We start from the raw sequence: 24808 nt of genomic DNA, 5'->3' as shown, positions 1-24808 counted from the left end.
GGAGCTATCACGATGTCTTTCAGGATGCAGTCCGGAGCGCGTGCCGATGTTTACACGCGCATCACCGCCGAGATCATCGCGGCAATCGAGCAAGGTGCACGCCAGTGGCGTGCGCCGTGGTTCCACAACGGGACGAGTGTTGCCCGCCCAATCAACGTCGCTTCGGGCAAACGCTACCGGGGCATAAACACGGTGGCGCTCTGGGTCGCAGCCACGGCCAGCCATTACAGCGATGGCCTGTGGGGCACCTATCGGCAATGGCGGGACGCTGGCGCGCAGGTGCGCAAGGGCGAACGCGCTACTACTGTTGTGCTGTGGAAGCAGGTCGCTCCGTCCGAGCCGGCTGACGGCGATGACGATGATAATGGCGGCCACCGGCGGATGATTGCGCGAGCATTCTCGGTGTTCAACGTCGCTCAGGTGGACGGATACGAGAGCCCTCCGACGAACGTCCTTCCAGAGAGCGAGCGCCTGGCGCATGCGGAAGCTTTCATCACCAACCTCGGGATCAAGACTGTATTCGGCGGATCCGAGGCTTACTACCTCCCGTCATCGGACACGGTATTCATGCCGGACTTCGCGTCCTTCCGCGATGCCGCGTCATTCTATGCTGTCTGGCTGCATGAGGACGGCCATGCCTCAGGGGCAAAGCACCGGCTTGACCGCGATCTCTCGGGTCGGTTCGGCTCGGCTGCCTATGCCGCCGAGGAATGTTGCGTGGAGATTCTCAGCGGGCTTGTCCTTGCCGATTTGGGCATAGCCCATTGTGCGCGTCCCGATCATGCGGCGTATATTGCGGCGTGGATCGAAGCGTTAAAGGACGACCCTCGGGCCATCTTTACTGCCGCCAGCAAGGCGCAGCAGGCCGCCGACTGGATGCACACGCAGCAGCCCGTATCTGCTGAGGAGCGTCAGACTTCATCCGCAGTCCCCGACGAGACGGATGCATACCAGTCTCATTTTCCTCTTGTCGCTGGCGCGTTGTAGCAGGACGCGGACCTGAAGATGCTGGGCGATCACGTTCTCCAGCTGGAGGCCCACGCGAAGAAGCTGCTCGACCGCGCGACCTGACACCCGGAAAGCCGCAGATGCGGAACGGCGTGTCTCCGGCTTCGTGCCTTTCCGTCTTTCCTGATCATCGGTTTGTGGCGCCCTGAGAGGAAGAGGGCGACGCTGCGCTTCGTGACGGGTTGGAGACCCAGAGAGAGACTTTGGGCCCGTCGCGGAGTATCACCTATGGCTACTGCCGTTCAGAAGATCACGCTGTCGTCCTCGCGCGACATTCCCTTCAACAAGCTGGTGCTCAGCCAGTCAAACGTCCGGCGTGTGAAGGCCGGCGTCTCCATCGAGGAGCTGGCCGAGGACATCGCCAGGCGTACCTTGCTTCAGAGCCTCAACGTCCGGCCGGTCCTCGACGCCGAAGGCGCTGAGACCGGCATGTTCGAGATCCCGGCCGGCGGCCGCCGCTATCGCGCGCTGGAGCTGCTGGTGAAGCAGAAGCGTCTGGCTAAGACCGCGCCGGTGCCCTGCGTCGTTCGCGACAGCGGCATCGCTGAGGAAGATTCGCTCGCCGAGAACGTCCAGCGAGCTCCGTTGCACCCCCTCGACCAGTTCCGTGCCTTCCAGGCTCTGCGAGAGAAGGGCCGTACCGAAGAGGACATCGCCGCTGCCTTCTTCACTTCGGTCAACGTGGTGAAACAGCGCTTGCGCCTGGCCTCCGTTTCGACCCCGCTGCTCGACGTCTATGCCGACGACGGCATGTCGCTCGAGCAGTTGATGGCCTTCACCGTCACCGTGGATCATGACCGTCAGGAGCAGGTTTGGCAGGCCATCTCCGGTTCCTGGCAGAAGGAGCCCTATCAGATCCGCCGCATGTTGACGGAGAAGACCGTGCGCGCCTCCGACCGGCGAGCCGTGTTTGTCGGCCTCGGCGCCTACGAGGCGGCCGGTGGCGTGGTGCTGCGCGACCTGTTCCAATCCGACGACGGCGGCTGGCTCGAGGACGTCGCTCTGCTCGACCGTCTGGTCGCCGAGAAGTTGACGGCAGAGGCGGAAACGATCGCCGCCGAAGGCTGGAAGTGGATCGAGGTCGCGATCGACTTCCCCTACGGCCATGCTCGCGGCTTGCGCGAGCTGGACGGCGTACTTGCCTATCTCACCACCGAAGAGCAGGCGGCCATCGAGGCGCTCGAGGCCGAATATGTCAGGCTCCAAGCCGAGCATGACGGCGCGGATGAGCTACCCGACGAGGTAGACCAGCGACTTGGCGAAATCGAGACGGCCCTCGGCGCCTTCAATGATCGACCCGTCATCTATCAGCCTGCCGACATCGCCCGCGCGGGCGTGTTCGTCGGCATCGACGCCGAAGGCAAGCTCTTGGTTGATCGGGGCTACGTCCGACCCGAGGACGAAGTGCCCGTGACGGAGCCAGAGCAGGGCAGGGGCAGTGAACCCGCTGCCGCGACCCTCGACGGCGCCGAACCATCAGCGCCGGTCATCCAGCGCGCCGTCATCACCATCGGCGGGCAGGTCGCGGAGGCAGAGGACGAGGATGATGATGCGGTCAAGCCGCTACCGGACCGCCTGCTGACCGAGCTCACGGCGGAGCGGACTTTGGCGCTGCGCGACAGGCTGGCGATCACGCCTTCGGTCGCTTTCCAGGCGGTGCTGTACAAGTTCTGCCTCGACGTCTTCTCCCGCTATTCCTCCTACGGGACGGCGATGGAGGTCTCGGTGCGCAACGCCAGCTTCCCGGTGCAGGCGCAAGGGCTGAAGGACACGCCAGCGGCCAAGGCGATCGACGCGCGCCATAAGACGTGGGAGGGGTGCCTGCCGAAAGACAAGGTCGATCTCTGGGACTGGCTCACCGGTCTGACGGGCGACGAGCAGGCGGCGCTCTTTGCGCACTGCGCCTCATTCGGCGTCAACGCGCTCTACGAGAAGGGCGACCGCTACGGCGGCGGCGCCACGCCGCACAGCGTCGAGCAGCGGATCACTGAGGCCGATCGCATCGCCCGGGCCGTCGACCTCGACATGGTGCAATCCGGTTGGCGGCCGACCGTCGAGAACTATCTCGGTCGGGTGCCAAAGCGCCGCATCCTGGAGGTGGTGAGGGAGGGCGCCGGCGAGCGGGCCGCCCAGCTCATCGACCATCTGAAGAATGGTGACATGGCCAAGGAGGCCGAACGCCTCCTGGCCGAGAGCGGCTGGCTGCCCGAGCCCCTGCGGATGACCGGCTCCGATCAGGCGGCGACCGTCGACGCCGCGGAGCCCGAGGGCGATGGCGAGGCGCTGCCGGAATTCCTCGCCGACGACGACGAGGAAACTCCGGCCGATGAAGTGGACGAGCCACACATGATCGCGGCCGAATAGCTCGAGCACGCGGGGCGGCTTCGGCCGTCCCGCGTCTTTGCACTGCCATTGACACCAAAGCCTGGCGCGAGCCGGGCTTTTGCATTCTGGAGGCTCTCGTGCCCTTCTTCACCATCGAGACGACCTATCATTTGCCGATCTGCCGGCAGCGAACCTACGAAGCCGAAACGCTCGACCAAGCCTGCGATCTTGCGATCGCCGACGAGGGCTGGGACGACAAGAGGTCGGACGTTGAAACGTCTGGCGATACCTATGTTACCGGTGCCTGGGAAGGCCGCGACGCTGCCTATAGCGGCCGGCGCCTGCCGTTTCCCTCACGTTTCGGCGAGCAGGTCCAGCGCAAGGCAGGCCATTTCGAGTTGCTGCTCGGTCTGCTCAAGATACTCATCCACGCTCCGGAGGAAGGCTCAGTGGATGTCGAGCTTTGGCGCCGGCGCGCGGACGCCGCCATCGCGAAGGCCGAGGCCATCCTCGCGCGCGAAAACGATCCGATCGAGGGAGCTGCGTCATGACGGAATACATCGTCACCGTCTTCGAGGGCGATGCGAGCTAACTCGCGGAAGCGGTCGCCGCCGCTGATGATGGCCAAGCCTAGCCATTATACTGACGAACGCTCTGTGCGCGGCGCGCCGCCACCCGGTGGGCGCCGTTTCTCATGTCGGGCACGGCCTTGATGCTGAGAGGGAGAGGACGGCCGGGACGGGTTTGAGCCGACGCGGTCAGAGAGAGCGCCGATCGGCTCGCCCGTTCCCGCTCTCCCGAGGTTTCTTTCATGACTGACCTTTCCTCGATCGCGGCCGATCAGGCCGCGCTGATCTCGTCTGTTCGCGCTCCCGAGGGCGCCAGCGTCATCATCACTGCGGCTGAGCAACTCCTGCCGCATCTCGAACGTGGTCGACGTATCGACGCCGCAATTCTACGTGCCGCCATGGAAGCGGCCTTCGGCGCATCCGATGCGACGGGCGCCTGGAATTGGAAGATGGCCTATGACGCTTGCGAGGCCGCCACCGTTCTGTTCCTGCGCAAATACGGAAAGGCGCTCTTCCACAAAGCTGATTCTGCGGCTTCACGACTTTCCGCCTTGGACAAGATCGCGAGGCTTCTGCCGACCCACACGTGCCGCTCTGCCGAGAGCGAGATTTTCCAGCAATTCTCGACCCCGATCCCGCTCGGCCTGGCTGCGCTGACCGCGGCCGCCATTACGGCGGCGGATCGAGTGTTGGAGCCGTCCGCAGGCACGGGGCTGCTCGCCATCCTCGCCGAGATCGCCGGCAGCGAGCTGGTGCTGAACGAACTGGCCGAGACCCGGGCCATATTGCTCTCTTCCCTCTTTCCGGCCAGCTCCGTCACACGCTTCGACGCCGCCCCGATCGACGATCACCTCGATCCCGCCATCGTCCCGAGCGTCGTGCTGATGAACCCGCCGTTCTCGGCGATGGCGAACGTCTCGGGCCGCATGGCCGACACTACGTACCGTCACGTCGCCTCGGCGCTGGCGCGTCTCGCCGATGGCGGTCGGCTGGTCACGATCACCGGCGCAAACTTCTCACCCGAAGCATCAGCCTGGCATGACGCCTTCGTCCGATTGCAGGAACGCAGCCGCGTGGTGTTCACCGCCGCGATCGCCGGCGCGGTCTATGCCAAGCACGGCACCACCATCGAAACACGTCTCACCGTTATCGACAAGGCGCCGGCCGATGACCCGAACGTGTTCCCTGAATCGCCGGGAGTGGCGCCCGATGTCGCGACGCTGCTCCGCTGGATCGGCGAACGCGTTCCACCTCGCCTGAGCGTCGCATCAACCGGCGCGCTTCCCATGTCAGTCTCGTCAGCGCCTCGCACCGTGCGCGGCTATCTCGCGCCGGCCACCACGCAGTCGGTCAGCGCGTCGGTCGCGGATCCCGAGGCCGTCGACCTCGCGTATGAGACATTCGACTGGATCCCGCCCGAGGGGGCGTGCCTCAGCGATGCCATCTACGAAGAGTACCGGCTCCAATCGATCCGGATCCACGGTGCGCAGGCGCATCCGACCAAGTTGGTGCAGTCGGCCGCGATGGCCTCGGTCGCGCCGCCGAAGCCGAGCTATCGGCCACGGCTGCCGGCCAGCCTCGTCAGCGATGGCATTCTGTCCGACGCCCAGCTTGAGACGGTCATCTATGCTGGCGAGGCGCATGTTGACTATCTCGCTGGCGCCTGGACGGTAGACGAGACCTTCGACCTCGTCGCGGCCGCCCGCGATGATGCGCCGAACGCCGTCCGCTTCCGTCGAGGTTTTATGCTCGGCGACGGGACCGGCGCCGGCAAGGGTCGCCAGTCCGCCGGCATCATTCTCGACAACTGGCTGCTGGGCCGGCGCAGGGCGCTCTGGATCTCGAAGTCCGACAAGCTGCTCGAGGACGCGCGGCGTGACTGGTCGGCGCTCGGCATGGAGCGGATGCTGGTCACGCCGCTCTCGCGCTTCCCTCAAGGGCGCGACATCCGCTTGGCCGAAGGCGTCCTATTTTTAACCTACGCTACGCTGCGGTCCGACGACCGCGGCGAGAAGCTTTCGCGCGTCCGGCAGATTGTTCAATGGTTGGGCTCCGACTTCGACGGCGTCATCATCTTTGACGAGAGCCATGCCATGCAGAATGCCGGTGGGGGCAAGGGCGAGCGGGGCGATGTCGCGCCCTCGCAGCAGGGTCGTGCGGGCTTGCGCCTTCAGCATGCGCTGCCAGATGCCCGCATCGTCTATGTTTCGGCGACCGGCGCCACCACCGTCCACAATCTCGCCTACGCCCAGCGGCTCGGCTTGTGGGGCGGCGAGGATTTTCCGTTCGCCACCCGCGCAGAATTCGTCGAGGCGATCGAGGAGGGCGGCGTCGCGGCGATGGAGGTGCTCTCCCGCGACCTTCGCTCGCTCGGTCTCTACACCGCCCGCTCGCTTTCCTACGATGGCGTCGAATACGAGCTCGTCGAGCACCAGCTCACCGACGAGCAGCGGCGCATCTACGACGCCTACGCCGGCGCCTTCAGCGTCATCCACAATCACCTCGACGCGGCAATGCAGGCCGCCAACATCACTGGCGAGACTGGCACGCTCAACCGCCAGGCGAAGTCGGCCGCGCGCTCGGCCTTCGAGTCAGCCAAGCAGCGTTTTTTCGGCCATCTGCTCACCAGCATGAAGACGCCGACCCTGGTCCGCTCGATCGAACGGGATCTGGCCGAGGGCCATGCCGCTGTGATCCAGATCGTGTCGACCGGCGAGGCGCTGATGGAACGCCGGCTTGCCGAAATCCCACCTGCGGAATGGAACGACGTGCGCGTGGACATCACGCCGCGCGAGTACTTGCTGGATTACCTCGCCCATTCCTTCCCGGTGCAGCTCTATGAGCCCTTCACCGACGCCGAGGGCAATCTCTCGTCGCGGCCGGTCTTCCGTGATGGCCAGCCGGTCGAGAGCCGCGAGGCCGTCGCCCGCCGTAATGAGCTGATCGAGCGGCTCGCTTCGCTTCCGCCCGTTCCCGGCGCGCTCGACCAGATCGTGCAGCGTTTCGGCACCGACCTCGTGGCGGAAGTGACCGGACGTTCGCGACGCGTGGTGCGCAGGGGTGACCGCCTTGCCGTCGAGAGCCGTGCCGCCTCCGCCAATCTCGCAGAGACCGCCGCCTTCATGGATGACCTGAAGCGCGTGCTTGTCTTCTCCGAGGCTGGCGGCACGGGCCGCAGCTACCACGCCGAACTCTCGGCGCGGAATCGCCGGCTTCGGGTCCATTATTTGCTCGAGCCGGGCTGGAAGGCTGACGCCGCCATCCAGGGTCTCGGCCGAACGAACCGCACCAACCAGGCGCAGCCGCCTCTATTCCGCCCCATTGCGACCGACGTGAAGGCGGAGAAGCGCTTCCTCTCGACCATCGCGCGCCGGCTCGACACGCTGGGTGCCATCACGCGCGGCCAGCGCCAGACCGGCGGCCAGGGCCTGTTTCGGCCTGAGGACAATCTCGAGAGCCACTACGCCCGCGATGCGCTGCGCCAGCTCTACCTGCTGCTCGTGCGCGGCAAGGTCGAAGGCTGCTCGCTTCAGACCTTCGAGGACGCCACGGGCCTGAAGCTCATGGACGCGAACGGCATCAAGGACGAGCTGCCGCCGATCACGACGTTCCTGAACCGGCTGCTCGCGCTCACCATCGATCTGCAAGGTGTGCTGTTCACGGCGTTCGAGGAGCTCCTCAATGCCAAGGTTGAGGGCGCCATCGCCAGCGGCGTCTACGATGTCGGGCTGGAGACCCTGCAGGCCGAGAGCTTCATCATCACCGATCGGCGCCCGATCTACACGCACCCCGCGACCGGTGCGGACACCCGGCTGCTCACGATCACCGAACGCCGGCGCAATCACCCCATGACGCTGGATCAAGCGCTCGGTTATCTCGCCGATGCTCGGGCGGTGCCTCTGGTCAATGAGCGCCTCGGGGCGTGCCGCCGTGCAGATTCCGGCACCGAGCCTCATGCTCGACGACGGCTTTAGCGCTGATGGTGCGAGCGCGGAAACAGAGATCAAGGAAGACACTGTGGCGACCATCAACACCTTCCGGAAGACCGGCAACGACGAGTTGACCGGTCCGATCCGCACGCTCGCCTTCCTCAAGGCACGGCTGGTCCGCATAGAGAACCCTCGGACAAGGGGCCTAACAAGGGTCCCGGCCTTGCGCCCCTGCCTTTAGCCGTTCAGCGCATCCTTGAGAGCCTTGGCCGGGGCGAACGTCAGTTTCCTCGACGCCGCGATCTTGATCGCCGCGCCAGTCGAGGGATTGCGGCCTTCGCGCTCCGGGGTGTGCTTCACTTTGAACTTGCCGAAGCCCGGCACATTGGTTTCAGCGTCGCTCGCTGCCGCATCGGCGATAGACTTGAAGACACCGTCCACGATGGCCTTGGCTTGCGCCTTTGGCAGATTGTACGCCTTGGCGATCTCGTCGGCGATTTCAGCGGCGGTGGTCATGGTGTGACGTTCCTCGGGGATGTCGGTTGCAATTGGCTGCGCGCAGCCTCGGCGCTATCAGCATAGAGGAGCGCGCATCGCAGCCACGTCAAGACGCGGCCTGGCCGCATGCGCGAATTATCCCATAGATTCGGCTTACGTCGGCAGCTTTCGGGAACGGGTCTGGCGCGCAAGCCGGCGATTGGCTGCATTCTTCTGGGTGATGGCCGGAGCGAGCTCGTCATAATTAGCGCGGCTCTTTTGTAGCGCGTCTTTGGCATCGGCGAGGTCGATTTCAAAGGCCAATCCAAAATGTCTTGCAGTGGTGGACTTTCGAACTCCCTGAAACGAAAAACCCCAGCATGAAAGCCGGGGCCCAGTGATGCCACGGCGTACATCCGGCCCCGACGATCAGGCGACAGATTGCATTTGGTTCCTGAAGAATGTGACCTTCGCGGCCGTCGCTTCTGAATGTCGCGCCAACCAATCGACGATCACACACTGTTCCATCCGAACGTTCGCCCTGCTCCGGTGTAAGATATCCGTGTCACAAAGGGAATTCGTGGAGGTTACGTCGGGCCCGCCACCGTCGCCGGTACGGCGTCACGTATGGAATCGTCCAGATGGCGATGCCTTCACCGACCTCGTGCACAATATCTGCTACCGTCTGCACGGTTGCCGTCAGCACCACGGCGTTCATCCGCTTCACCGGCATGACCGCGCCCGAACCAACAGGGCAGATCTTGCCGGGGAGCTGCTAGCGTCACACCGGAAGGGGCTGGACTGGATCAGGCACCCAGAGTGCTCGCGGTCCTCGTCTTTGAAGCTGGACTGAGAGCGGCCTAAGCGTCGAGGCTCGACCGATCATCGCAGAGAGGCAGGTTCGTGGCGGTCATTGTGAGGGGTATCGACCAAACAGCGGCGGATCACAGACACGGCCAACGACTCTCGCGAGCGCGGTGTGTTGCCGAGGCTTGATCGCGGCAGCGGAGATTCGCAGTCGCCGGGTCAGAGAGCCAATCACCATTGAGTTCGTTGGGCCGGGCTCTCGGTGGGACTCGCGGATCGCGACGTTCTCCTTGATGTCAGCTCTGTTCGGATCGAGCGCACCGAACGGCCTCTTCGATGGATGGATCTGGCCGAAGGCCGGCTAAGAAGCCTCGACCGCCTATGGCGCAACAGCGGCGTCACAACTTTCTTCCCCTGCCGGCTGTGCCGTCATTCCTCGCGCAAGACAAGAAAGTTCCTCCTTTGCTGTCGAGCCCCTGCGGGGTGCGCCGTCGATCGCCTCCGGCCTTTCGATCACCATCGAGGCCGCAAGGTGCGGGCTCGGAAAACAGAAATCAAGGAGAACTACCATGGCGACCATCGGCACCTTCAAAAAGACCGGCAACAACGAGTTCACCGGCGAAATCGTCACTCTCTCAGTCCAGGCCAGAAACGTCCGCATCGTCCCCGACGCCAGCCGCTCGGGCGACAACGCCCCCAGCCACCGGGTTTACGTCGGCCGCGTGGATTATGCGGAGCGTGGCGTTATGCGGAGTAGCGTGATTTGAGCGCAGGTTTTTCAGCGGGTTTTGGATGGCGGCGCTCCGCATAATATCGTTGAGGAGAGCCGCGGCGCCTCGCGCGAGGCGAGACGCCGCAAGCCCAGGTCAGCGCGACCAGACGAGCGCGTAGCCGTCATCGACCGCGACGAGGTTGGCGTAGATCGGCGCCGGGAAGGACGGGTCGTCGAGCTTCACCGAGTGATAGACGGTGTTCTCTTTCGAGGTCCGCTGCCACGCGGCGCCTATCTCAACGTTGCCGGCCATCACGCGCAGGTCCGGCGCCTTCTCGTTGTCGGAGGGTTCGGTCGGTAGGAAGCGTACCTTGATGTTGAGCAAGAGCGTCTTGATGGTGCCGGTGTACGAGCCATCTTCGGCGCGGGTGAAGGTGCCAATCTGAGCCATGGTAATCTCCTGTTGCTGTTTCAAGCCCGCGACCATCGCGGCCTTGATGGCGATCTTTGAGCGCCGCAACGACCGCCCCGCAGCCTTGGCCTGCAGCGTCAGCGGAGGATGGCGGGCTGAGCGATCTTGTTGCCTCGCGAGGAATGCCGCCGTTTGGCGGCAGGGGAAGAAGATCGCGAACGAGCCATTGCGGGTAAAGGTCGGCGAGCGCAGCGAGCGTATTGTGGCGCGTGATCCGCCAGCAAAAGGCCGGTATGGACGTGGGCCCAAGCAGCCTCACAGGAGAGCATCGGCTCACAGGCATCACCAAGGCCAATGACGGCGTCACCGCACCAACCAGATTCGTGCGCAACAAGAGAGTCCTTCTCCGGTTCCAGGATCGAACGGGAGAAGGCTCAACTTGCTGATGCGGCCGGCGTGATCGTGCAGCCGCACCGAACGGACCGAAGGCGTGTCACCGGAGCATGATAATGAAGCCTCACGTCGTGTCGGACGCAGATGCGTTCTCCAACAAAGAGGCGATCAATGCATCCGGCGCCCTGAACCGACCGCGGCGCAGCTCCGGCGGAACGACCGCTTCCACTGCCTCAAGCTTTTCCGAGGGATCCATGCGGAGATAGACCTCGGTTGTGCGGATATCGGCATGCCCAAGCCACAGCGCCACCTTTCGGATATCGTGCGTCGCCTGCAGCATGATCACCGCACAGCTATGCCGAAGCTGGTGCGGAGAGATCGAACGGCTGCGCAACGACGGGCACGCCTCGGCCGCAGCACGAACGTGCTTGTCGAGCACGTACTCGAAGCCCGCACGGGTCATCGGCTCATCCTGTGCGTTGACGAACAGCTCCGGCACGCGGACTGCTCCCCTGACGCTCAACCAGGCGCGAAGGTCGCGCGCGGTGTCCTTCCAGAGTGGCAGGCAGCGTTCCTTGCGGCCCTTGCCCCGGATCGTCACGCTCGCTCCGTGCTGGAGCGATAGGTTTTCGGTCAGAACGCCGACCAGCTCGGAGACCCGCAAGCCCCCGGCGAAGCAGAGGTGCATCATCGCCCGGTCGCGCACGCCGGATCGTGTCGCAAGATCGGGGGCGTTGAGGATCGCGCGAACCTCCTCCATCGTCAGATGGCGGATGAGCTTCTGGTCGTGGCGCTTGACCGGGATGGCATGGACGCGACCGATCTGCTCCAGGGCGGAGGGCACCCGGTGCTCCACATAGCGCATGAACGTCTTGATGGCGGCGAGCCGCAGGTTGCGCGTGGCGGCGCCATTGCCGCGCTCCTGTTCGATGTGGGCCAGGAAGGCGACAATCAGCGGCGCGTCCAGGTCTTCGATCGTCAGCCGTGACGGACGCGTGCCGAGCCGTTTCGCGGCGAAGTCGAACAACAGCTTGAAGCTGAACGCATAGGTCTCGCAGCTTTCCGGACTGTAGCCGCGCTGGCGGGGCATGTAGTCGCGCAGGAAGCCTGTGATGAGAGGGGCGAGCTTCGTCATGCGACGCTCCCTCCAACCAGCATTTCCGCCGCCGAGGCGATATCCGCCATCATCTCCGGCGTCGCCTGGAGATACCAATAGGTGTTCCGGATGTCGACATGGCCGAGATAGGTCGACAGAGCGACGAAGTGCCGGGCGACCGCGCCACGCTCGACGCCGCATTGTTCGAGCACGCGAGTTGCGAAGGTATGGCGAAGATCGTGGATGCGAGGCTGCTGGCTTCGCTCCGGCGCAATTCCCGCTCGCCGCAAGACGCAGCGGAACGTGTAATTCACGGTCGTCGGGCAGAGCGCCCTGTGCCGGACGGATGGGAACAGCCAATCGCTTGCGCCGGCGTGTTGGCGGCGCGCCTCGAGATAGCGGCCGAGCGCCTCGATGACCGTCGGATGCAGTGGCACGAGCCGGCTCTTGCGGAACTTGGTCTCGCGGACGTGCAGCACACTATCGGGCCCAATGTCGTCAAGCTTGAGCGCGATCGCCTCCGAGACGCGCAGTCCGGTGGCGGCGATCAGCCCGAACAGCATGACGTAGAGCTGGTGACGCAGGGGATTGGGCTTCTGCTGCCGGAGCCTGCCGGCGGCATCGAGGATGCGGGCGATCTCGTCCGCGGTATAGATATAGGGGATCGGTCGCGTTTGCCGGCTTCGCGCGAAGTCGGCGCGCGGGATGTCATGCCGAGGATCTTCGGCATGCAGGAAGCGCGCGAACAGGATCAAGTCCGTTAGGCGCCGCTCGCGTGCGCCCGATGTCCGGGCGACTGTTGCCAGCCAGGCCAGGACGGATGTGGAGCGGATATGCGCTTCGCCCCGCCCGGCGGCGAAGTGCGCGAAGGCACGAAGATGCCGCTCGGCCTTGACCAGCTTGTAGCCGAGCGTGCGGCGAAGAGAGATGTAGCGGTCGGCGTCGTCCCTCAGCATGGCAGCCTCCCACCCCAGGGCTGCGCGATCTCCGACAGGAGGCCGATGTCCACCTTGGCATAGAGCGCTGTGACCGATGGGGAGCGGTGTCGCAGCACGGCGCCGACGCCGGCGAGACTGGCGCCGTTGCGCAGCATGGTCGTCGCGGCGGAGTGGCGCAGAACATGAGCCCCACGATGGATGCTTTTGACGCCAGCCCTGTCGAGGGCACGGCGCACGATGCATTTCACGGCGATGCGGCTGAGCGGCCTGACGGGCGCAGCACTCGTCAGGAAGGCCCGCGCCGTCGCAATGCGTGGCCGTGCCCGCTCGATATAGGCGAGGATGGCATCGCCAATCTCCTGGGTCAGCGGCAGGCGCTCTTCGCGCCGAGCCTTGCCGGCAAGGGTTATTCTACCAGCCACCCAGTCGATCTCATCAAAGGCGAGATTGGCGACTTCGCTTGCTCTGAGGCCCAAGCGGGCAAGGAGCAGGATGACGGCCCGATCGCGCAGCCGATCCTCGCCGTCACAAGCGGCAAGCAGGCGGTCGATGTCGGCTTGCCCGAGGAAGCGTGGCGTCGTCGCCAACTGCCAGTTCGCGAAGCCAGGAACAGCCTGTTCCCGGCCGACCGGGCATTGTCCGGTCGCCACCAGATACTTGAGGTAGGCGCGCGTGGCGACGGTGATGCCCTGCGCCCGTCCGCGTCCGTGCGGCCTCGCGCGATTGAGCACGAAGCCGCGGATCGCGGCCGCCGTGTATGCCGTCGGATCAGCGCCAAGCGACCCCAAGAGGTCGACCAGGATCGCCTGATAGGTGTCGAGCGTGGCGTCTTTGACGCCGCGCTGCTCCCGCATCCAGCTTCGGAACGCGGCCAGCGATGGCCAGGTCTCCTCCAGCGACGGCTGCCGCTCCGGCGGCAGGACGTTCTTCTCGCGCAGATAGGCGATGAACAGCGCGGCGGCGCCCTGTGGCGCACGAGTTGTCTTGCCGCCCCGGAACACCGACGCCGATGCGGCGAACCCGGCGGCGAGCGTTTCGACTTCGAAGCCGGACGCGCGGACCCAATCGGCCCACAGCGCGAGCAGGCGCGCCACTTCTGTTATTGTCGCCGGTGTGTACTTCCGCTGCGCGAGCCAGTCCTTGAAGCCATCGACATGCGGTTGCAGCCAGTTGATCCGGACATCGACGCTTCGACGATGTCTGCGCTTTCGTTTTGTCACCACGTTTTCCTTCGAGTTGCTTGTTCACGCCGGGAGCGCCCGGCGCGTCGAGCAAACCGGAGGTTTCGATCCCATTCCATGCGATAGGCGTTTTGCCCACTGGATCCGAACCCGACGTGTCCGTGGAGACCCGTCGGGCGCGGCGTGTGTCGTTGCGTCGGAGCATGGTGGCCGTATTGCCGGAGGGCTGACGCGCCGGCGGCGCCGAACGTGCTGAAGAGGCGCCGACCGCCAACGTCGTTCTCTGCCGACAATGCCGGCGAAGCCCCAGGCGGCCTCTCTTCTGGGCTGTTCTGGCGCCGGTCCGGACTTGGCCTGCAACGGCTCCGCCGACCTTCTTCCCCTGCGGCTGCGCCGCATTCCTCGCGAGGCAACAAGCTCGGCTACCGCCGTCCTCCGCTCACGCTGCGGCCCAAGGGTGCAGTCGTCCGGTCCGTCGCCTCACGACCGCCATCGAGGCCGCATCGGGCGGCTTCGGGCAACTCTCAGGAGATACGACAATGGCTCAGATCGGCACCTTCACCCGCGACGACAACGGCGCCTACGCCGGCACGATCAAGACCCTCACCCTCAACGTCAAGGCTACCATCAAACCCTGCGACCGCGACAACGACAAGGCGCCCGACTATCGCATCACCGCCAACGGTGTCGAGTTCGGCGCCGGCTGGAGCAGGACCGCCCGTGAGACAGGCGCCGAGTACCTCTCGCTCAAGCTCGACGATCCGTCCTTCACGGCTCCGGTCTACGCCTCCCTCGTTCAGGGTGACAAGGGCGAGCACAAGCTCATCTGGTCGCGATGAACCGGCCAAGGGCGCTCCGCTCTCAGCGGGGCGCCACTACTCGATCACGTAGCCTAGCGCGCGATAACCCGCCCGTCGCTTCGCTGCCATCCGGGCCAAAACGGGAACGGTATTATCGACATAGTCGACGACCAAAACGTCTCTCTTGCCATCATGCTGGCGATGCAGACGGCCGACATACTGCGCCAGGGTGCCCTTCCAGGCGATCGGCATCGTCAGGAACAACGTGTCTAATCGGGCGTCATCGAAGCCTTCGCCGATATAGCGACCTGTTGCGAGTATCAGGCGCTCATCATCGTCAGAGACATTCAATTTCGTATTGGCCTGCTTGCGATCCTTCGCGGACATGCCGCCACGCAGCACCACAAGATTTTTCACGAATGGCGAGAATCTCTGCTGAAGATAATCGAGATGGTCTTTTCGTTCCGTCAGAACGATGGGCGAACGCTTGGCTTCAAGCGATTTCAATACATCATCAAAGATAAGGTCATTCCGGCCACTGTCCTGCGCCAGGGCTGCATAGATCGTCGGCATTGACGGGCGTTCGGCCAACGCCAAGGACGGCGGCAATTCAAATTTCGTCGAGCGATCGCGCGCGCGGTGACGAATGCCACGTTCGGCAGCCTGAACTCTTGCATCGACCCGATGGCGAACAGGGCCGCATTGCATGAAGATGATGGGATGATGCCCGTCTTTTCGGGCAACGGTCGCGGACAGGCCGACGACGTATCGCGCTTTTGACCGCCGAGCGACAAGCTCAAAGCTTGCAGCGGACAGATGATGGCATTCGTCGACAATCAGATGACCGTAATTGGCAACGATATCAGCGACCTCTCCATTGCGGACGAGGCTCTGGATGAGCGCCACATCGATGACGCCGGTTGGCTTTCTTTTTCCACCCCCGATAACGCCGATCTGTTTCGGGTCGATGTTCAAGAAGGAACTCAGGCGCTCCACCCATTGAGTGAGTAGTTCCCGGCGATGAAAGAGCTGGCCCCGGTTGTTTGGACAGCGCCCCGCTGGATTTAAGTGGATTCCTGCCGGGTTATGCTGAACGCGGGGCTTTACGGTTTTGTCGTTGCGTCGGGAGGGCGTAGCCCGACCAGAGCGACGACAAAACCGTCGGCGACGGTCATGCGGCCATCACCATAGCTTGCGTGCCGAAGTAAGCCTCGTCGGGCGTGCGCCCGTCAAGGCTCGAGTGAGGGCGTCCCTGATTGTAGAAGGCCAGATACTTGGCAATTGACGCTCGCGCCTCGGACACGCTGTCGTAGGCGCGGAGATAAACTTCTTCGTATTTGACCGTGCGCCAGAGCCGCTCGACAAACACGTTGTCGCGCCAGGCGCCCTTGCCGTCCATGCTGATGGCGATCTTCGCGTCCAGCAGCACATCGGTGAACTCGAGGCTGGTGAACTGGCTGCCCTGATCCGTGTTGAAAATCTCGGGCCTGCCGTGCTTCGCCAACGCCTCCTGGACCGCTTCGACGCAGAAGGCCGCCTCCATTGTGATCGAGACGCGATGGGCCAGGACCCGTCGGCTGAACACATCGACGACCGCCGCGAGATAGACGAAGCCACGCCGCATCGGAATGTAGGTGATGTCCATTGCCCACGCATGGTCGGGCCGCTCGATCTTCAATCCGCGCAACAGGTACGGGTAGATCTTGTGACCCGGAGCCGGCTTGCTCGTGTTCGGGCGACGATAGACCGCCTCGATCCGCATGCGCTTCATCAGCGTCGCGATGTGGCGGCGACCGGCGTATACGCCCTCCCGCCGCAGCAACGATCGCAGCATACGCGCTCCCGCGAAGGGATAATCGAGATGCAGCTCATCGAGCCGACGCATCAAGGCAAGGTCCTCGGCCGAAACTGGCCGAGGTTCATAGTAGACCGTGCTGCGAGCCAGCTTCAGGACCTTCGCCTGGCGCACGATAGAAAGATCATGACCGCGGTCGATCATCGCTTTGCGCTCAGCAGGCCCGCCTTGGTGAGCGCGCCGGACAAAAAATCGTTTTCCAACGCCAGCTCGCCGATCTTGGCATGTAACGCCTTCAAATCGACCGGCGTCTCGGCCGATGTCTTGTCATGCCCAAACACGCCGGCGGCGCCTTCCAGGAGCTGGTTTTTCCAGATCGTGATCTGGTTCGGATGAACATCAAACAGTTGCGCCAGCTCCGCCAGTGTCTTGTCGCCTTTGACCGCAGCCAAAGCAACCTTCGCCTTGAATGCCGGAGAATGCGTCCGGCGGCTCTTCTTCGTCATCTTCGCTCCTGATTCGCAGCAAGAATCCTCGCCGCTGTCAGGCAGAAAATCCACTCAAGCTACTGTCCGAATTTGCGGGGCCAGCTCTGAACGAGAACCAGTGCGTTGCGGGCGCGATGTGCGATGAGTGCGGCTGCGACAACCGTCTTGCCGAAGGCCGTCGTGGCGGCGAGCACGCCGTTGTCGTAGGCAACGAGAGCATCGAAAGCCCGGGATTGTGGCCCTCGCAGTCCGCCCTGGAACGAGACGCCGGCAGGCAGCGCCGTTCCATCTTCGCGATGATCGTCCAAAATGGCGACCGCCCCGTGACTCTTAATGAGTTCGACAGTTTCGTCGAAGCAGCCGCGAGGCAGAGCAACATGTCGCGGATGGAGCTCGGCGCACGAGACGATCCGAGGCTTGCCGAATGTCGGCAAACGCATTGCTTGCGCGCGATAGAATTCCGGGTTCTGGAACGCTGCCAAGCGAACGAACTGCGCAATCAGGGCCGGCGGAAGTTCTGTCCTGTCGATGTAGACCTGATCAGCGACCACGATCCTGATCTGCTGTGGTATCGCAGCAATGATACGCCGTGGCTCACTACGGCGTGACGGCGACATCTTCCACGGCTCGTCAGCATGTTCGTCATCGACCGGCATCCGGACGCCCAACACCCGTCCCGACAGTTCCGCCTCGTTCGCGATCCCGAAGGCCGCATCAGCTGATAATCTTGGGAGAGACGACAGATACGCCCATTGGTCATCGTAAGGTTGCAGATCTCCGTCGACAAAAACGCTGTTGCCAACTTCGCGAGCTTTTCGTTGGAGGGGAAGTGCAATCAGATTGCCGAAGCCACCAAGTGGCATCGTATCCTGGTTGGGAAAGAACCGATCATAAGAGGAGAAGCCGATCTCGGGACGTTTCTCCATCGTCTCCGTGATCAGGGCCGCCCCCATCTGACGCGCGATCCGCGCCGGGATCGGCTCGCTGAAGAATATCCAGACATGGCCGCCATTTCCCGATCGAGACCGCTCGAGAGCGGCAGCAATGCCCCTGCCGCGGCAGGTTTGCAGGAGCGCCCCGGCGTCCTCCGCCCACGCCTCCTTGTCGAAGTCGGCGGCGAGGAACCAGCATGTTTCGTCCTGGAGCAATGGATATACACCGGCGACAAAGTCACCGGTGCGGGCATCGCCGCCACGAAGGTGCTTTTCGATGATGTCCTCGGAAGGAGGAATGAAAGCCTGATGCGGGCATTCCCCACATTTTACCTTCGGTTTCCCGCAGATTCCTTTCGCCCATTCGTTAGAACAGGCCGGCGAATAACCGGAGCGTCCAGCTTTTCTATTTTCCCATCGCACCGGGAAAACATCAGGACGCCCGGCGAACAGGCGCCGGAACAACTCGATTTTCTCGAGAGACGACGAGTTGTTGGTAACAGCGGCATCGGCAAAAGCGTGCCGTTCGGCCGCACGGCTACCGGAGATCGGCTTTTGCTCAAGCGCTTCCAGTTCACGCTCAAGCTCCGTCCGCTCTGCATTCAGATCAGCTAACCGCCGTCGAATGCGTGCGATTTCCCCCGAAGCGTCATTCTTGTCGACCAACTTTGTAGCCTACGCCTAAATGTTCATGTCGCCCGCAATCATAGACCAAAGACGACCTCCGTTTAAGGCGGACTATGCATCACGACGGCCCAAGGTGTTCGACATTATGCGAAGCAAAATCCGCCAAAACCGGCGGAAATCCAGCCTCACAGGCCAACACTCCGCATAATGCCGCTCTACGCATAATCAACCTTATGTGGTGCACAACATAAGACCGAGATCGGGGCCGCCTGGTCCAAGCGCTCCAACGAGGGCCGCGACTATCTGGGTCTCAAGCTCGACGATCCGAGCTTCACCGCTCCGATCTTCGCCAACCTCTTCGACGACGAGGACGGTGAGGGCTTCAGCCTGATCTGGTCCCGCCCCAGCCGCCGGAACGGCGACTGACCCGACCCACGACGCCTCGCCCGGCTGGTCCGGGCGGGGCATCGCCTTGCTCAAGAGCTGGCCGCGCAGAGCTTCCGTCCGTGGCGACGGAGCAGGCGTGGACGGCGGAGCAAATCCCGATCAGCGACCGCGGACCTATCCCGCCTTGATCGGCCGTCTTTGAATAGCTTCCAACACCTTTTCGACGATGTCTTCCCAGTCAGGACAAACTGCAACCAAACGATCTAGCATCATGGGATCCCGCTCGATCTGGCCGAGCGCCTGAGCGCGCCATTGGTCGTTGAAGCTGATGCTCATCAGCCCGAGGCATTCGACGACTGAACTGTCAGGCGGCAAGTGTTCCAAGATTGCCGTCACTATGCCGGTCCATTCTTGAAGCAGACGCCACTGCGTAGCGGCGGCCCCGGTCTCCAATTTCTCTTGAAGGAGATCAATCAGCAAGAGGAAGCGAATTCGCCAAGGTTCGGGCCTGAGGTCCACGACGTAGGCGTCCACGACTTCGCGGATGTCGGCTGGAAAGTGCTCGTACAAGGTCATAGTGGCTCTCCATCCGTCCAATGCCCTTCAATTCCTTTGGCTAGCAGGTGCCTTCGCAAACAGAGCAGATTTGCCCGGAGCCGCCCATCCACTTGTGCGTGACGCAACGCGGAGTTGGTTCTCGACGTGTCAGTGCGACGATGCAGCACAAATACACTCTGTCATCGAGTACGGTGAGGATGAACCGCCGTTCGTTTAATCAGATCGGTTGCTTCGACGCCTAGCGCCTCCGCGATTCGGCCGAGTACCGTCACGCTGGCGGATACATCGGCGCGTTCAATTGCACCGATGTAACGGACGCTCAGTCCGGCGCTATCGGCCAACTCTTCCTGCGTCATCTTCTTCACATGGCGTATCCGACGCAGATTGATCGCCATGATCTCCTTGAGATCCATGGCGACAGGGGGAACTCACACCGGCACGATCGTTCCAGGAACGATCGTTCCGATTCGTGCGGCGCCATGTTATTCATTTCTTCTGGGCTTGGGCCTGGTTTACCGCTTCCGGGGAGCGCCGTGATGCGCCCCATGCATCGCGCCGCGACAAAACGTCTCCTGATTCTTTCGCCTTCTGCGAAAGTTTCGCAGTACATGGAACTGTGCAACGCATTGCTTCGATCGGAAGGGGATGATCGCAATGAACGAGGTGTCATTCCAGGATCAGCCGCCGTTGACCGCCCGCGTCAACGCCTATGACGAGCAACATCTTGCAATTTATCTTCGGTTGTTAATGGCTGAAGACGAGGGCGCCGACTGGCGTGAGGTCGTCCAGGTGATCTTTGGTCTCGACCCTGCTCGAGAACCCGATCGTGCCAAAATTGTCCATGACAGCCACCTCGCTCGCGCCAGATGGATGACGGAGGCAGGTTATCGGTATCTGTTGGAACCGCGGATGCAGTGAGCAGGCGCTCGCGCTCTCCTATTACGCAAATTGCGATCACGCGCGATGCAACCTTTGGGTCTAGTTTGCTGGACGGTCTTTCCGGATCGTGGCGTGTCCCTCGTTCGGGACGACAAAACAAAAAACGAGAGGAAACACCAATGCCCACCCAATACTGGCGCTCGCCGGAGACCATCGAACGCCTGAATCGCCTTGAGCGCCCCGGCTTCGCCCTCGAATTCCTCCGCCGCAATGCTGACTACCGCCGCGACTTCGCTCACACGCAGCGCCAGATTGTGCATGACGGCGGTGATGCCGAGACCCTTCGTGCGACTTTCGCACGGCGATGGAGGTTGCGGTTTCGCCCATGACCCCGCCGCTCCGGTTGGGCAAGAACCAACCATCTGGCTGCCCGAGGCATCACCAGGAACTTTGCTCCTGGAGCCCGCGCCGCCCGGCTTCGATGCTCTTCGTTCCATCGACCGCAGTGCTTTTGGGCAGTCGCTCCTCGAGTGGACGGATCCCGACGGTCGCGAACTGGTGATTGCGGACGGATCGGGTGAGCTTCATGTCCGGTTGCGTGACGAGCAGGGCGTACGACGTCCCGCCGTGCTTCTGCCAATCGACAGCATGGCGGAGCTGCGGCTCGACGTCGCGTTACACTTCGTCCGCCGGCTTGACGGCCAGAGTATCGGCCTTCTACCAGCGGCCCTGCGGCTGACGTCCTTTCAGAAACGGCGATTGATTCAGCTCCTTCACGCCTTCGACGTTCGCGACCTGGGCGGCGGTCCGCGAGACGTGGCAGCGAAGGTGCTCGCCTCCGACCATGCCCAGCGTCGTTCGGTCGAGTGGAAGGATTCGCATGCCCGACGTAAGGCGAACCGGCTCATTCACGATTCGATCGCCCTGGTCGAACGGGACTATCTGAAACTCCTACGCGGCCTCTGACCGGCCCTTCGATCCCTCCAAGCTATCCGCGGTGACGACGTTAGCCTGCGCCCCGCTGGTAGCGCCCGGGTTCCGGCTGATCGCGAACGGGGGGACACGCATGTTCAAAAACTTTCGTCCACCCCCAACGTCCGAACTCTCCGCCATTTTGGCCCCGACACGCCGCGCCTTGGCTGCGGCGCTTTCAGGCAAGATGGAGACCTCCCATGCTCGACCGGCCCGCGCAGCTTACCACGCGCTACGTGCGCACCCCCGAGGCCGCGCGCCTTCTCGGCATCTCGCCGCGCACGCTGGAGAAATATCGTTGCCATGGCAATGGCCCGACCTTTCGCAAGCTCGGCGGTCGCGTTGTCTACGCCATCGGCGATCTCGAAGCCTGGGCTGATCGGGCCGCCTGCAGCTCAACGTCGGATCCGCGCTACGTGGAGGCCCGCGCCGCTAGCCACGCGCATCGCTAAGGCAAGGCCTCGCCATGTCGTCGCGTCGCCTCATCACTCCCAGCGAGCGAAGCAAGCTCGACCCGTTCGTTGTCGCCACCGGCGACGCCAGCCCGCGCGACCTGATGGAGCGGCCATTCTTCTCGCTTGCCAAGGCCAAGCGGACGGCGCCGATCGTCTACCAGGCCGGCGACGTGCGCGTTGAAGTCTATGCAGTCCCAGAGCACGGTATGGCGACCATTTGGGATGCCGACGTGCTGATTTGGGCGGCAAGCCAGATTGTCGAGGCCGAGAACCTTGGTCTGAAGACCTCGCGTTTCCTGCGCTTCACGCCCTACCAGCTTCTGACCGCAGTCGGCCGGCGGACCGGGGCCCGTGACTACAAGCTCCTGAAGGGCGCGCTGGCCCGCCTGCAGGCGACCGTTATCCGCACCAGCATCCGGCAGGACGAGCATTGGCGGCGCCACCAATTCTCCTGGATCAACGAATGGGAAGAATGCGCGCGGCGCGATGGCCGCGTGCAAGGGATGGAATTTGTTCTTCCTGACTGGTTCTATCGCGGCGTCATAGATCGCTCACTCGTTCTCACGATCGATCCCGCTTACTTCAGCTTGACTGGCGGGATTGAGCGTTGGCTTTACCGCGTCGCTCGCAAGCATGCCGGCCGACAGCCGAAAGGCTGGAGCTTCGAGATCGCACACCTTCACGCGAAATCCAGCAGCCTGGTGCGTGTCTCTGATTTCGCGCTGCAGATCCGGCGCATCGCGGTACGTCAGCCGCTTCCCGGCTACCAGTTGCACATCGAAAGCGAGGCGCGCCGCGAACTGCTCCGCATTGTGCCATCAAAATTATCCACATCCCCTGTGGACAGTGCTGTGGAAGCACTCGGGACTCCGCACGCAAACGGTATCGGTATTCCGCACGCAGGCCTGTCGGGACTTCGCACGCATGACTCTTATTCAGAGTCTAACTTAGAGTCTAACTTAGACTCTAACTGTTGTAGTGGGCCCGTGCGTCTTGCGGATAACGCCGACGCGTCGTCGTTCGCTGACCCGCCGTCGAGCAAGCTCCCAAGTCAACCATCTCTGCCCCTTCTCGACGACAAGGCGGGAGGCAGGAGATGATCGTCGCGCTCCTTAACCAGAAAGGCGGTGTCGGCAGGACGACGCTCGCTCTTCACCTCGCCGGTAAATGGGCGCTGCGCGGCAAGCGGGTGACCCTGATCGATGCCGATCCGCAGAGCTCGGCATTGGACTGGTCGAAGCAGCGGGCGGGGGAAAACGTCGCACGGTTATTCGGCGTCGTTGGCCTCACGCGCGATACGCTCCACCGCGAGGCGCCGAAGATCGCACGCACCGCCGATCACGTCGTCATTGACGGCCCGCCTCGCGTTGCCGGTTTGACGCGTTCGGCGCTGCTGGCGGCTGACCTGGTGGTGATCCCCGTGCAGCCGTCGCCGCTCGACGGTTGGGCCTCCGCCGAGATGCTCGCTCTGCTGCGAGAGGCCCGCATCTATCGCCCACAGCTTGCCGCGCGCTTTGTGCTCAACCGCTGTGACGCACGCACGGTCATTGCCCGCGAAACAACCAAGGCGCTTGCCGATCATGATCCGCCGGTGCTCGTCAGCACCATTGGCCAACGCGTCGTCTTCGCGGATGCCGCGCAGTCCGGCCGACTCGTCTTCGAGCTTGCCGAAGGGAGCGCTGCCGCCCGCGAGATCGCCGCATTCGCCGCTGAAGTCGCGAGGATCGCACCATGAGAGAGCGCTCCACCAAGCGCGGTTTTGCGTCGCGACCTGGCGATGTGGAGCGCTGGATCAAGGCCAGCGATACGCCGCCAGGTCGCATGGATGATGCCGCGGCCTTCACCGCGAGGCTGACAATCGATGTCACGCCGACGCTGCGCGGCCGCGTCAAGGTCGCTGCGTTCCAACGCGGCGTCACGGTCGCCGACATGCTGCGCGAATTGCTGGCGCGCGAATTCCCCACTGATGCCGGAGAACTGTCATGAACGACAATGAGGCCTTGCCGCCGCGTGCTGTGTCGCCCTCGCATCGGCGCGGCGTTGCGCTTACTCAAGTCAAACTAACCTGGATCGAGAAGAGGATCGAGCATTGGCTGCGCTTCGGCCGGCGCACTGAAGAGAAGATCCTCGACCGCCGCCGCAGCGTATCAAGTTTTGCACCCGGCAGCATCTTCGGCTTCGTGCGCTGGGCATCGAACGACTACGGCACTGTCATCTCGCGCATGGATATCGTGCGTGCCATGGAGGTTGGCAAGCCCTATCAGACACTGCCCTTCGTGCGGCCCGGCGGCGAGATCCTGCTGCGTGTCGACAGCTGGCCGAAAGTCGAGCGTGTGCTACAGGCGGTCGACGCCATCGAGGCGCTCAACATCGATCCGGCCGACGTCGCGCCGGAATACTGGCGACATCTCCACAACCGCCTCACCGCCGGCCACGAGCCGCGCGCCTACACGCGCGAGCAGCATGTGGCCTGGCTCAAGCGCCGGAGCGTCACGCCATGACCCCCTTCGGCTACGTCATGGTGACGTACATAGCGATGCTGGCCGCCGGCGGCCTGGCGTTCTTTCATCCCGCGCCGCGGCTGATCTGGAATGCCACCGCGAGCACGCCGACAGGGTTTTACGCGCTGCATCCAGTTGGAGAGCTGCACGCCCTGGAGCTGGTCGTGGTGCGGCTACCGGAGCCGATCGCGGGATTCCTTGCTGATCGCGGCTTTCTTCCGAACGGAGTGCCGCTGCTGAAGCATGGGATGGCGCTGCCCGGGCAGACCGTGTGCCGGTCCGACGACGCCGTCACCGTCGATCACATCGAAGCCGGCGCCGCACATGATCGTGACCATCTCGGCCGTCCGCTGCCGCGCTGGAGCGGTTGCCACACCCTCGAGCCGGGCGAGGTCTTCCTCATGAACCCGACCGTCCCGGACAGCCTGGACGGACGCTATTTCGGACCGCTCCCCGTCACTTCGATCGTCGCGCGCGCGGTCCCGCTTTGGACCGACGAGGCCGGCGACGGCCGCTTCGTCTGGCGCGCCGCCACCCATTGACCCGCTTCCCAACCCAGCAACCAAG

At 63.5% G+C, this 24808-nt stretch carries 25 protein-coding genes and 3 pseudogenes; 16 read left to right on the top strand and 12 right to left on the bottom strand.

Features of this window, described 5'->3' with window-relative positions; translation table 11 throughout:
* Positions 1-12: 12 nt before the first annotated feature.
* The 4 genes and pseudogenes from ACFLEY_RS39890 to ACFLEY_RS39875 form a co-directional block, all read left to right on the top strand.
* Positions 13-987, top strand: coding sequence for an ArdC family protein (locus ACFLEY_RS39890; protein ID WP_396604406.1), 975 nt, complete (start codon positions 13-15; stop codon positions 985-987).
* A 249-nt stretch (positions 988-1236) separates the two neighbouring features.
* Positions 1237-3372, top strand: a complete 2136-nt coding sequence (locus ACFLEY_RS39885) for a ParB/RepB/Spo0J family partition protein (protein WP_060910359.1) — start codon at positions 1237-1239, stop codon at positions 3370-3372.
* Positions 3373-3470: 98 nt separating this feature from the next.
* On the top strand, positions 3471-3884 hold the full coding sequence (locus ACFLEY_RS39880; protein WP_060910360.1) for a hypothetical protein: 414 nt from the start codon (positions 3471-3473) through the stop codon (positions 3882-3884).
* 260 nt (positions 3885-4144) lie between these two features.
* A pseudogene (locus ACFLEY_RS39875) lies at positions 4145-7871 on the top strand (strawberry notch-like NTP hydrolase domain-containing protein); the annotation flags it as partial.
* A gap of 197 nt (positions 7872-8068) precedes the next feature.
* On the opposite strand, the gene ACFLEY_RS39870 reads toward ACFLEY_RS39875, so the two are convergent.
* From ACFLEY_RS39870 to ACFLEY_RS39860, 3 genes are all read right to left on the bottom strand, one after another.
* Complete coding sequence (locus ACFLEY_RS39870) at positions 8069-8347, bottom strand: HU family DNA-binding protein (protein ID WP_060910361.1); 279 nt, start codon at positions 8345-8347, stop codon at positions 8069-8071.
* 135 nt (positions 8348-8482) lie between these two features.
* Positions 8483-8632 (bottom strand): hypothetical protein, encoded by a 150-nt coding sequence (locus ACFLEY_RS39865; protein WP_171901206.1) that lies wholly within the window; start codon positions 8630-8632, stop codon positions 8483-8485.
* A 241-nt stretch (positions 8633-8873) separates the two neighbouring features.
* On the bottom strand, positions 8874-9041 hold the full coding sequence (locus ACFLEY_RS39860) for a hypothetical protein (RefSeq protein WP_171901207.1): 168 nt from the start codon (positions 9039-9041) through the stop codon (positions 8874-8876).
* 643 nt (positions 9042-9684) lie between these two features.
* Here ACFLEY_RS39860 and ACFLEY_RS39855 point away from each other — a divergent pair.
* Positions 9685-9873 (top strand): annotated as a pseudogene (locus ACFLEY_RS39855) (DUF736 family protein); the annotation flags it as partial.
* A gap of 108 nt (positions 9874-9981) precedes the next feature.
* On the opposite strand, the gene ACFLEY_RS39850 reads toward ACFLEY_RS39855, so the two are convergent.
* The 4 genes from ACFLEY_RS39850 to ACFLEY_RS39835 all read right to left on the bottom strand — a co-directional run bounded on the left by ACFLEY_RS39850 (position 9982) and on the right by ACFLEY_RS39835 (position 13886).
* Positions 9982-10278, bottom strand: a complete 297-nt coding sequence (locus ACFLEY_RS39850) for a DUF736 domain-containing protein (protein WP_060912888.1) — start codon at positions 10276-10278, stop codon at positions 9982-9984.
* 478 nt (positions 10279-10756) lie between these two features.
* A complete protein-coding gene (locus ACFLEY_RS39845; RefSeq protein WP_060910363.1) occupies positions 10757-11767 on the bottom strand; it encodes a tyrosine-type recombinase/integrase in 1011 nt (336 codons plus the stop codon).
* Positions 11764-12684, bottom strand: coding sequence for a tyrosine-type recombinase/integrase (locus ACFLEY_RS39840; protein WP_060910364.1), 921 nt, complete (start codon positions 12682-12684; stop codon positions 11764-11766). Before ACFLEY_RS39840 ends, ACFLEY_RS39845 begins: the two co-directional genes overlap by 4 nt.
* Positions 12678-13886 carry a tyrosine-type recombinase/integrase gene (locus ACFLEY_RS39835; RefSeq protein WP_060912889.1) on the bottom strand — a complete coding sequence of 403 codons (1209 nt, stop codon included), beginning with the start codon at positions 13884-13886 and terminating at the stop codon, positions 12678-12680. Before ACFLEY_RS39835 ends, ACFLEY_RS39840 begins: the two co-directional genes overlap by 7 nt.
* 500 nt (positions 13887-14386) lie before the next feature.
* Here ACFLEY_RS39835 and ACFLEY_RS39830 point away from each other — a divergent pair, with 500 nt between their 5' ends.
* On the top strand, positions 14387-14686 hold the full coding sequence (locus tag ACFLEY_RS39830) for a DUF736 domain-containing protein (protein ID WP_060910365.1): 300 nt from the start codon (positions 14387-14389) through the stop codon (positions 14684-14686).
* Between the two features lie 36 nt (positions 14687-14722).
* On the opposite strand, the gene ACFLEY_RS39825 is transcribed toward ACFLEY_RS39830, so the two are convergent.
* The 3 genes from ACFLEY_RS39825 to ACFLEY_RS39815 all read right to left on the bottom strand — a co-directional run bounded on the left by ACFLEY_RS39825 (position 14723) and on the right by ACFLEY_RS39815 (position 18528).
* Positions 14723-15622 carry a DEAD/DEAH box helicase family protein gene (locus ACFLEY_RS39825; protein ID WP_246572106.1) on the bottom strand — a complete coding sequence of 300 codons (900 nt, stop codon included), beginning with the start codon at positions 15620-15622 and terminating at the stop codon, positions 14723-14725.
* A gap of 196 nt (positions 15623-15818) precedes the next feature.
* Positions 15819-16948 (bottom strand): IS3-like element ISRj2 family transposase gene (locus ACFLEY_RS39820; RefSeq protein ID WP_129557324.1). Its coding sequence is split into 2 segments (ribosomal slippage): positions 15819-16696 and positions 16696-16948, totalling 1131 coding nucleotides; the frame shifts between segments, so codons are not numbered across the junction.
* A gap of 59 nt (positions 16949-17007) precedes the next feature.
* On the bottom strand, positions 17008-18528 hold the full coding sequence (locus ACFLEY_RS39815) for a TOTE conflict system archaeo-eukaryotic primase domain-containing protein (RefSeq protein WP_249163330.1): 1521 nt from the start codon (positions 18526-18528) through the stop codon (positions 17008-17010).
* Between the two features lie 210 nt (positions 18529-18738).
* On the opposite strand from ACFLEY_RS39815, the pseudogene ACFLEY_RS39810 reads away from it, so the two are divergent.
* Positions 18739-18915: pseudogene (locus ACFLEY_RS39810) on the top strand (DUF736 domain-containing protein); the annotation flags it as partial.
* Positions 18916-19050: 135 nt separating this feature from the next.
* Here ACFLEY_RS39810 and ACFLEY_RS39805 read toward each other — a convergent pair.
* Both ACFLEY_RS39805 and ACFLEY_RS39800 read right to left on the bottom strand, forming a co-directional pair.
* Entirely contained in the window at positions 19051-19452 is a 402-nt protein-coding gene (locus ACFLEY_RS39805; protein WP_211434305.1) for a hypothetical protein, read from the bottom strand.
* Between the two features lie 161 nt (positions 19453-19613).
* Positions 19614-19847, bottom strand: coding sequence for a helix-turn-helix domain-containing protein (locus ACFLEY_RS39800; RefSeq protein ID WP_060910370.1), 234 nt, complete (start codon positions 19845-19847; stop codon positions 19614-19616).
* Positions 19848-20088: 241 nt separating this feature from the next.
* Here ACFLEY_RS39800 and ACFLEY_RS39795 point away from each other — a divergent pair, with 241 nt between their 5' ends.
* From ACFLEY_RS39795 to ACFLEY_RS39755, 9 genes are all read left to right on the top strand, one after another.
* On the top strand, positions 20089-20352 hold the full coding sequence (locus tag ACFLEY_RS39795; RefSeq protein ID WP_060912890.1) for a DNA -binding domain-containing protein: 264 nt from the start codon (positions 20089-20091) through the stop codon (positions 20350-20352).
* On the top strand, positions 20301-20702 hold the full coding sequence (locus tag ACFLEY_RS39790; RefSeq protein ID WP_306421947.1) for a transcriptional regulator domain-containing protein: 402 nt from the start codon (positions 20301-20303) through the stop codon (positions 20700-20702). Before ACFLEY_RS39795 ends, ACFLEY_RS39790 begins: the two co-directional genes overlap by 52 nt.
* Positions 20632-21279 carry a DUF2285 domain-containing protein gene (locus ACFLEY_RS39785; protein WP_249163400.1) on the top strand — a complete coding sequence of 216 codons (648 nt, stop codon included), beginning with the start codon at positions 20632-20634 and terminating at the stop codon, positions 21277-21279. Before ACFLEY_RS39790 ends, ACFLEY_RS39785 begins: the two co-directional genes overlap by 71 nt.
* Positions 21280-21485: 206 nt before the next feature.
* Entirely contained in the window at positions 21486-21737 is a 252-nt protein-coding gene (locus ACFLEY_RS39780; protein WP_060910373.1) for an AlpA family transcriptional regulator, read from the top strand.
* Between the two features lie 14 nt (positions 21738-21751).
* Positions 21752-22840 carry a replication initiator protein A gene (locus ACFLEY_RS39775; protein WP_060910374.1) on the top strand — a complete coding sequence of 363 codons (1089 nt, stop codon included), beginning with the start codon at positions 21752-21754 and terminating at the stop codon, positions 22838-22840.
* Positions 22837-23475 (top strand): ParA family partition ATPase, encoded by a 639-nt coding sequence (gene parA / locus ACFLEY_RS39770; RefSeq protein WP_060910375.1) that lies wholly within the window; start codon positions 22837-22839, stop codon positions 23473-23475. Before ACFLEY_RS39775 ends, parA begins: the two co-directional genes overlap by 4 nt.
* Positions 23472-23726, top strand: coding sequence for a hypothetical protein (locus ACFLEY_RS39765; protein WP_060910376.1), 255 nt, complete (start codon positions 23472-23474; stop codon positions 23724-23726). The genes parA and ACFLEY_RS39765 overlap by 4 nt, the downstream gene beginning before the upstream one ends.
* A complete protein-coding gene (locus tag ACFLEY_RS39760; RefSeq protein ID WP_060910377.1) occupies positions 23723-24241 on the top strand; it encodes a DUF2840 domain-containing protein in 519 nt (172 codons plus the stop codon). The genes ACFLEY_RS39765 and ACFLEY_RS39760 overlap by 4 nt, the downstream gene beginning before the upstream one ends.
* Positions 24238-24783, top strand: coding sequence for a S26 family signal peptidase (locus ACFLEY_RS39755; protein ID WP_060910378.1), 546 nt, complete (start codon positions 24238-24240; stop codon positions 24781-24783). The genes ACFLEY_RS39760 and ACFLEY_RS39755 overlap by 4 nt, the downstream gene beginning before the upstream one ends.
* Positions 24784-24808 lie beyond the last annotated feature (25 nt).

This window comes from Bradyrhizobium sp. YCK136 (assembly GCF_044570075.1).
Lineage (GTDB): Bacteria > Pseudomonadota > Alphaproteobacteria > Rhizobiales > Xanthobacteraceae > Bradyrhizobium > Bradyrhizobium diazoefficiens.
The sequence above is the reverse complement of the archived record's forward strand: the minus strand, read 5'-3'. Positions and strand labels throughout refer to the sequence as shown.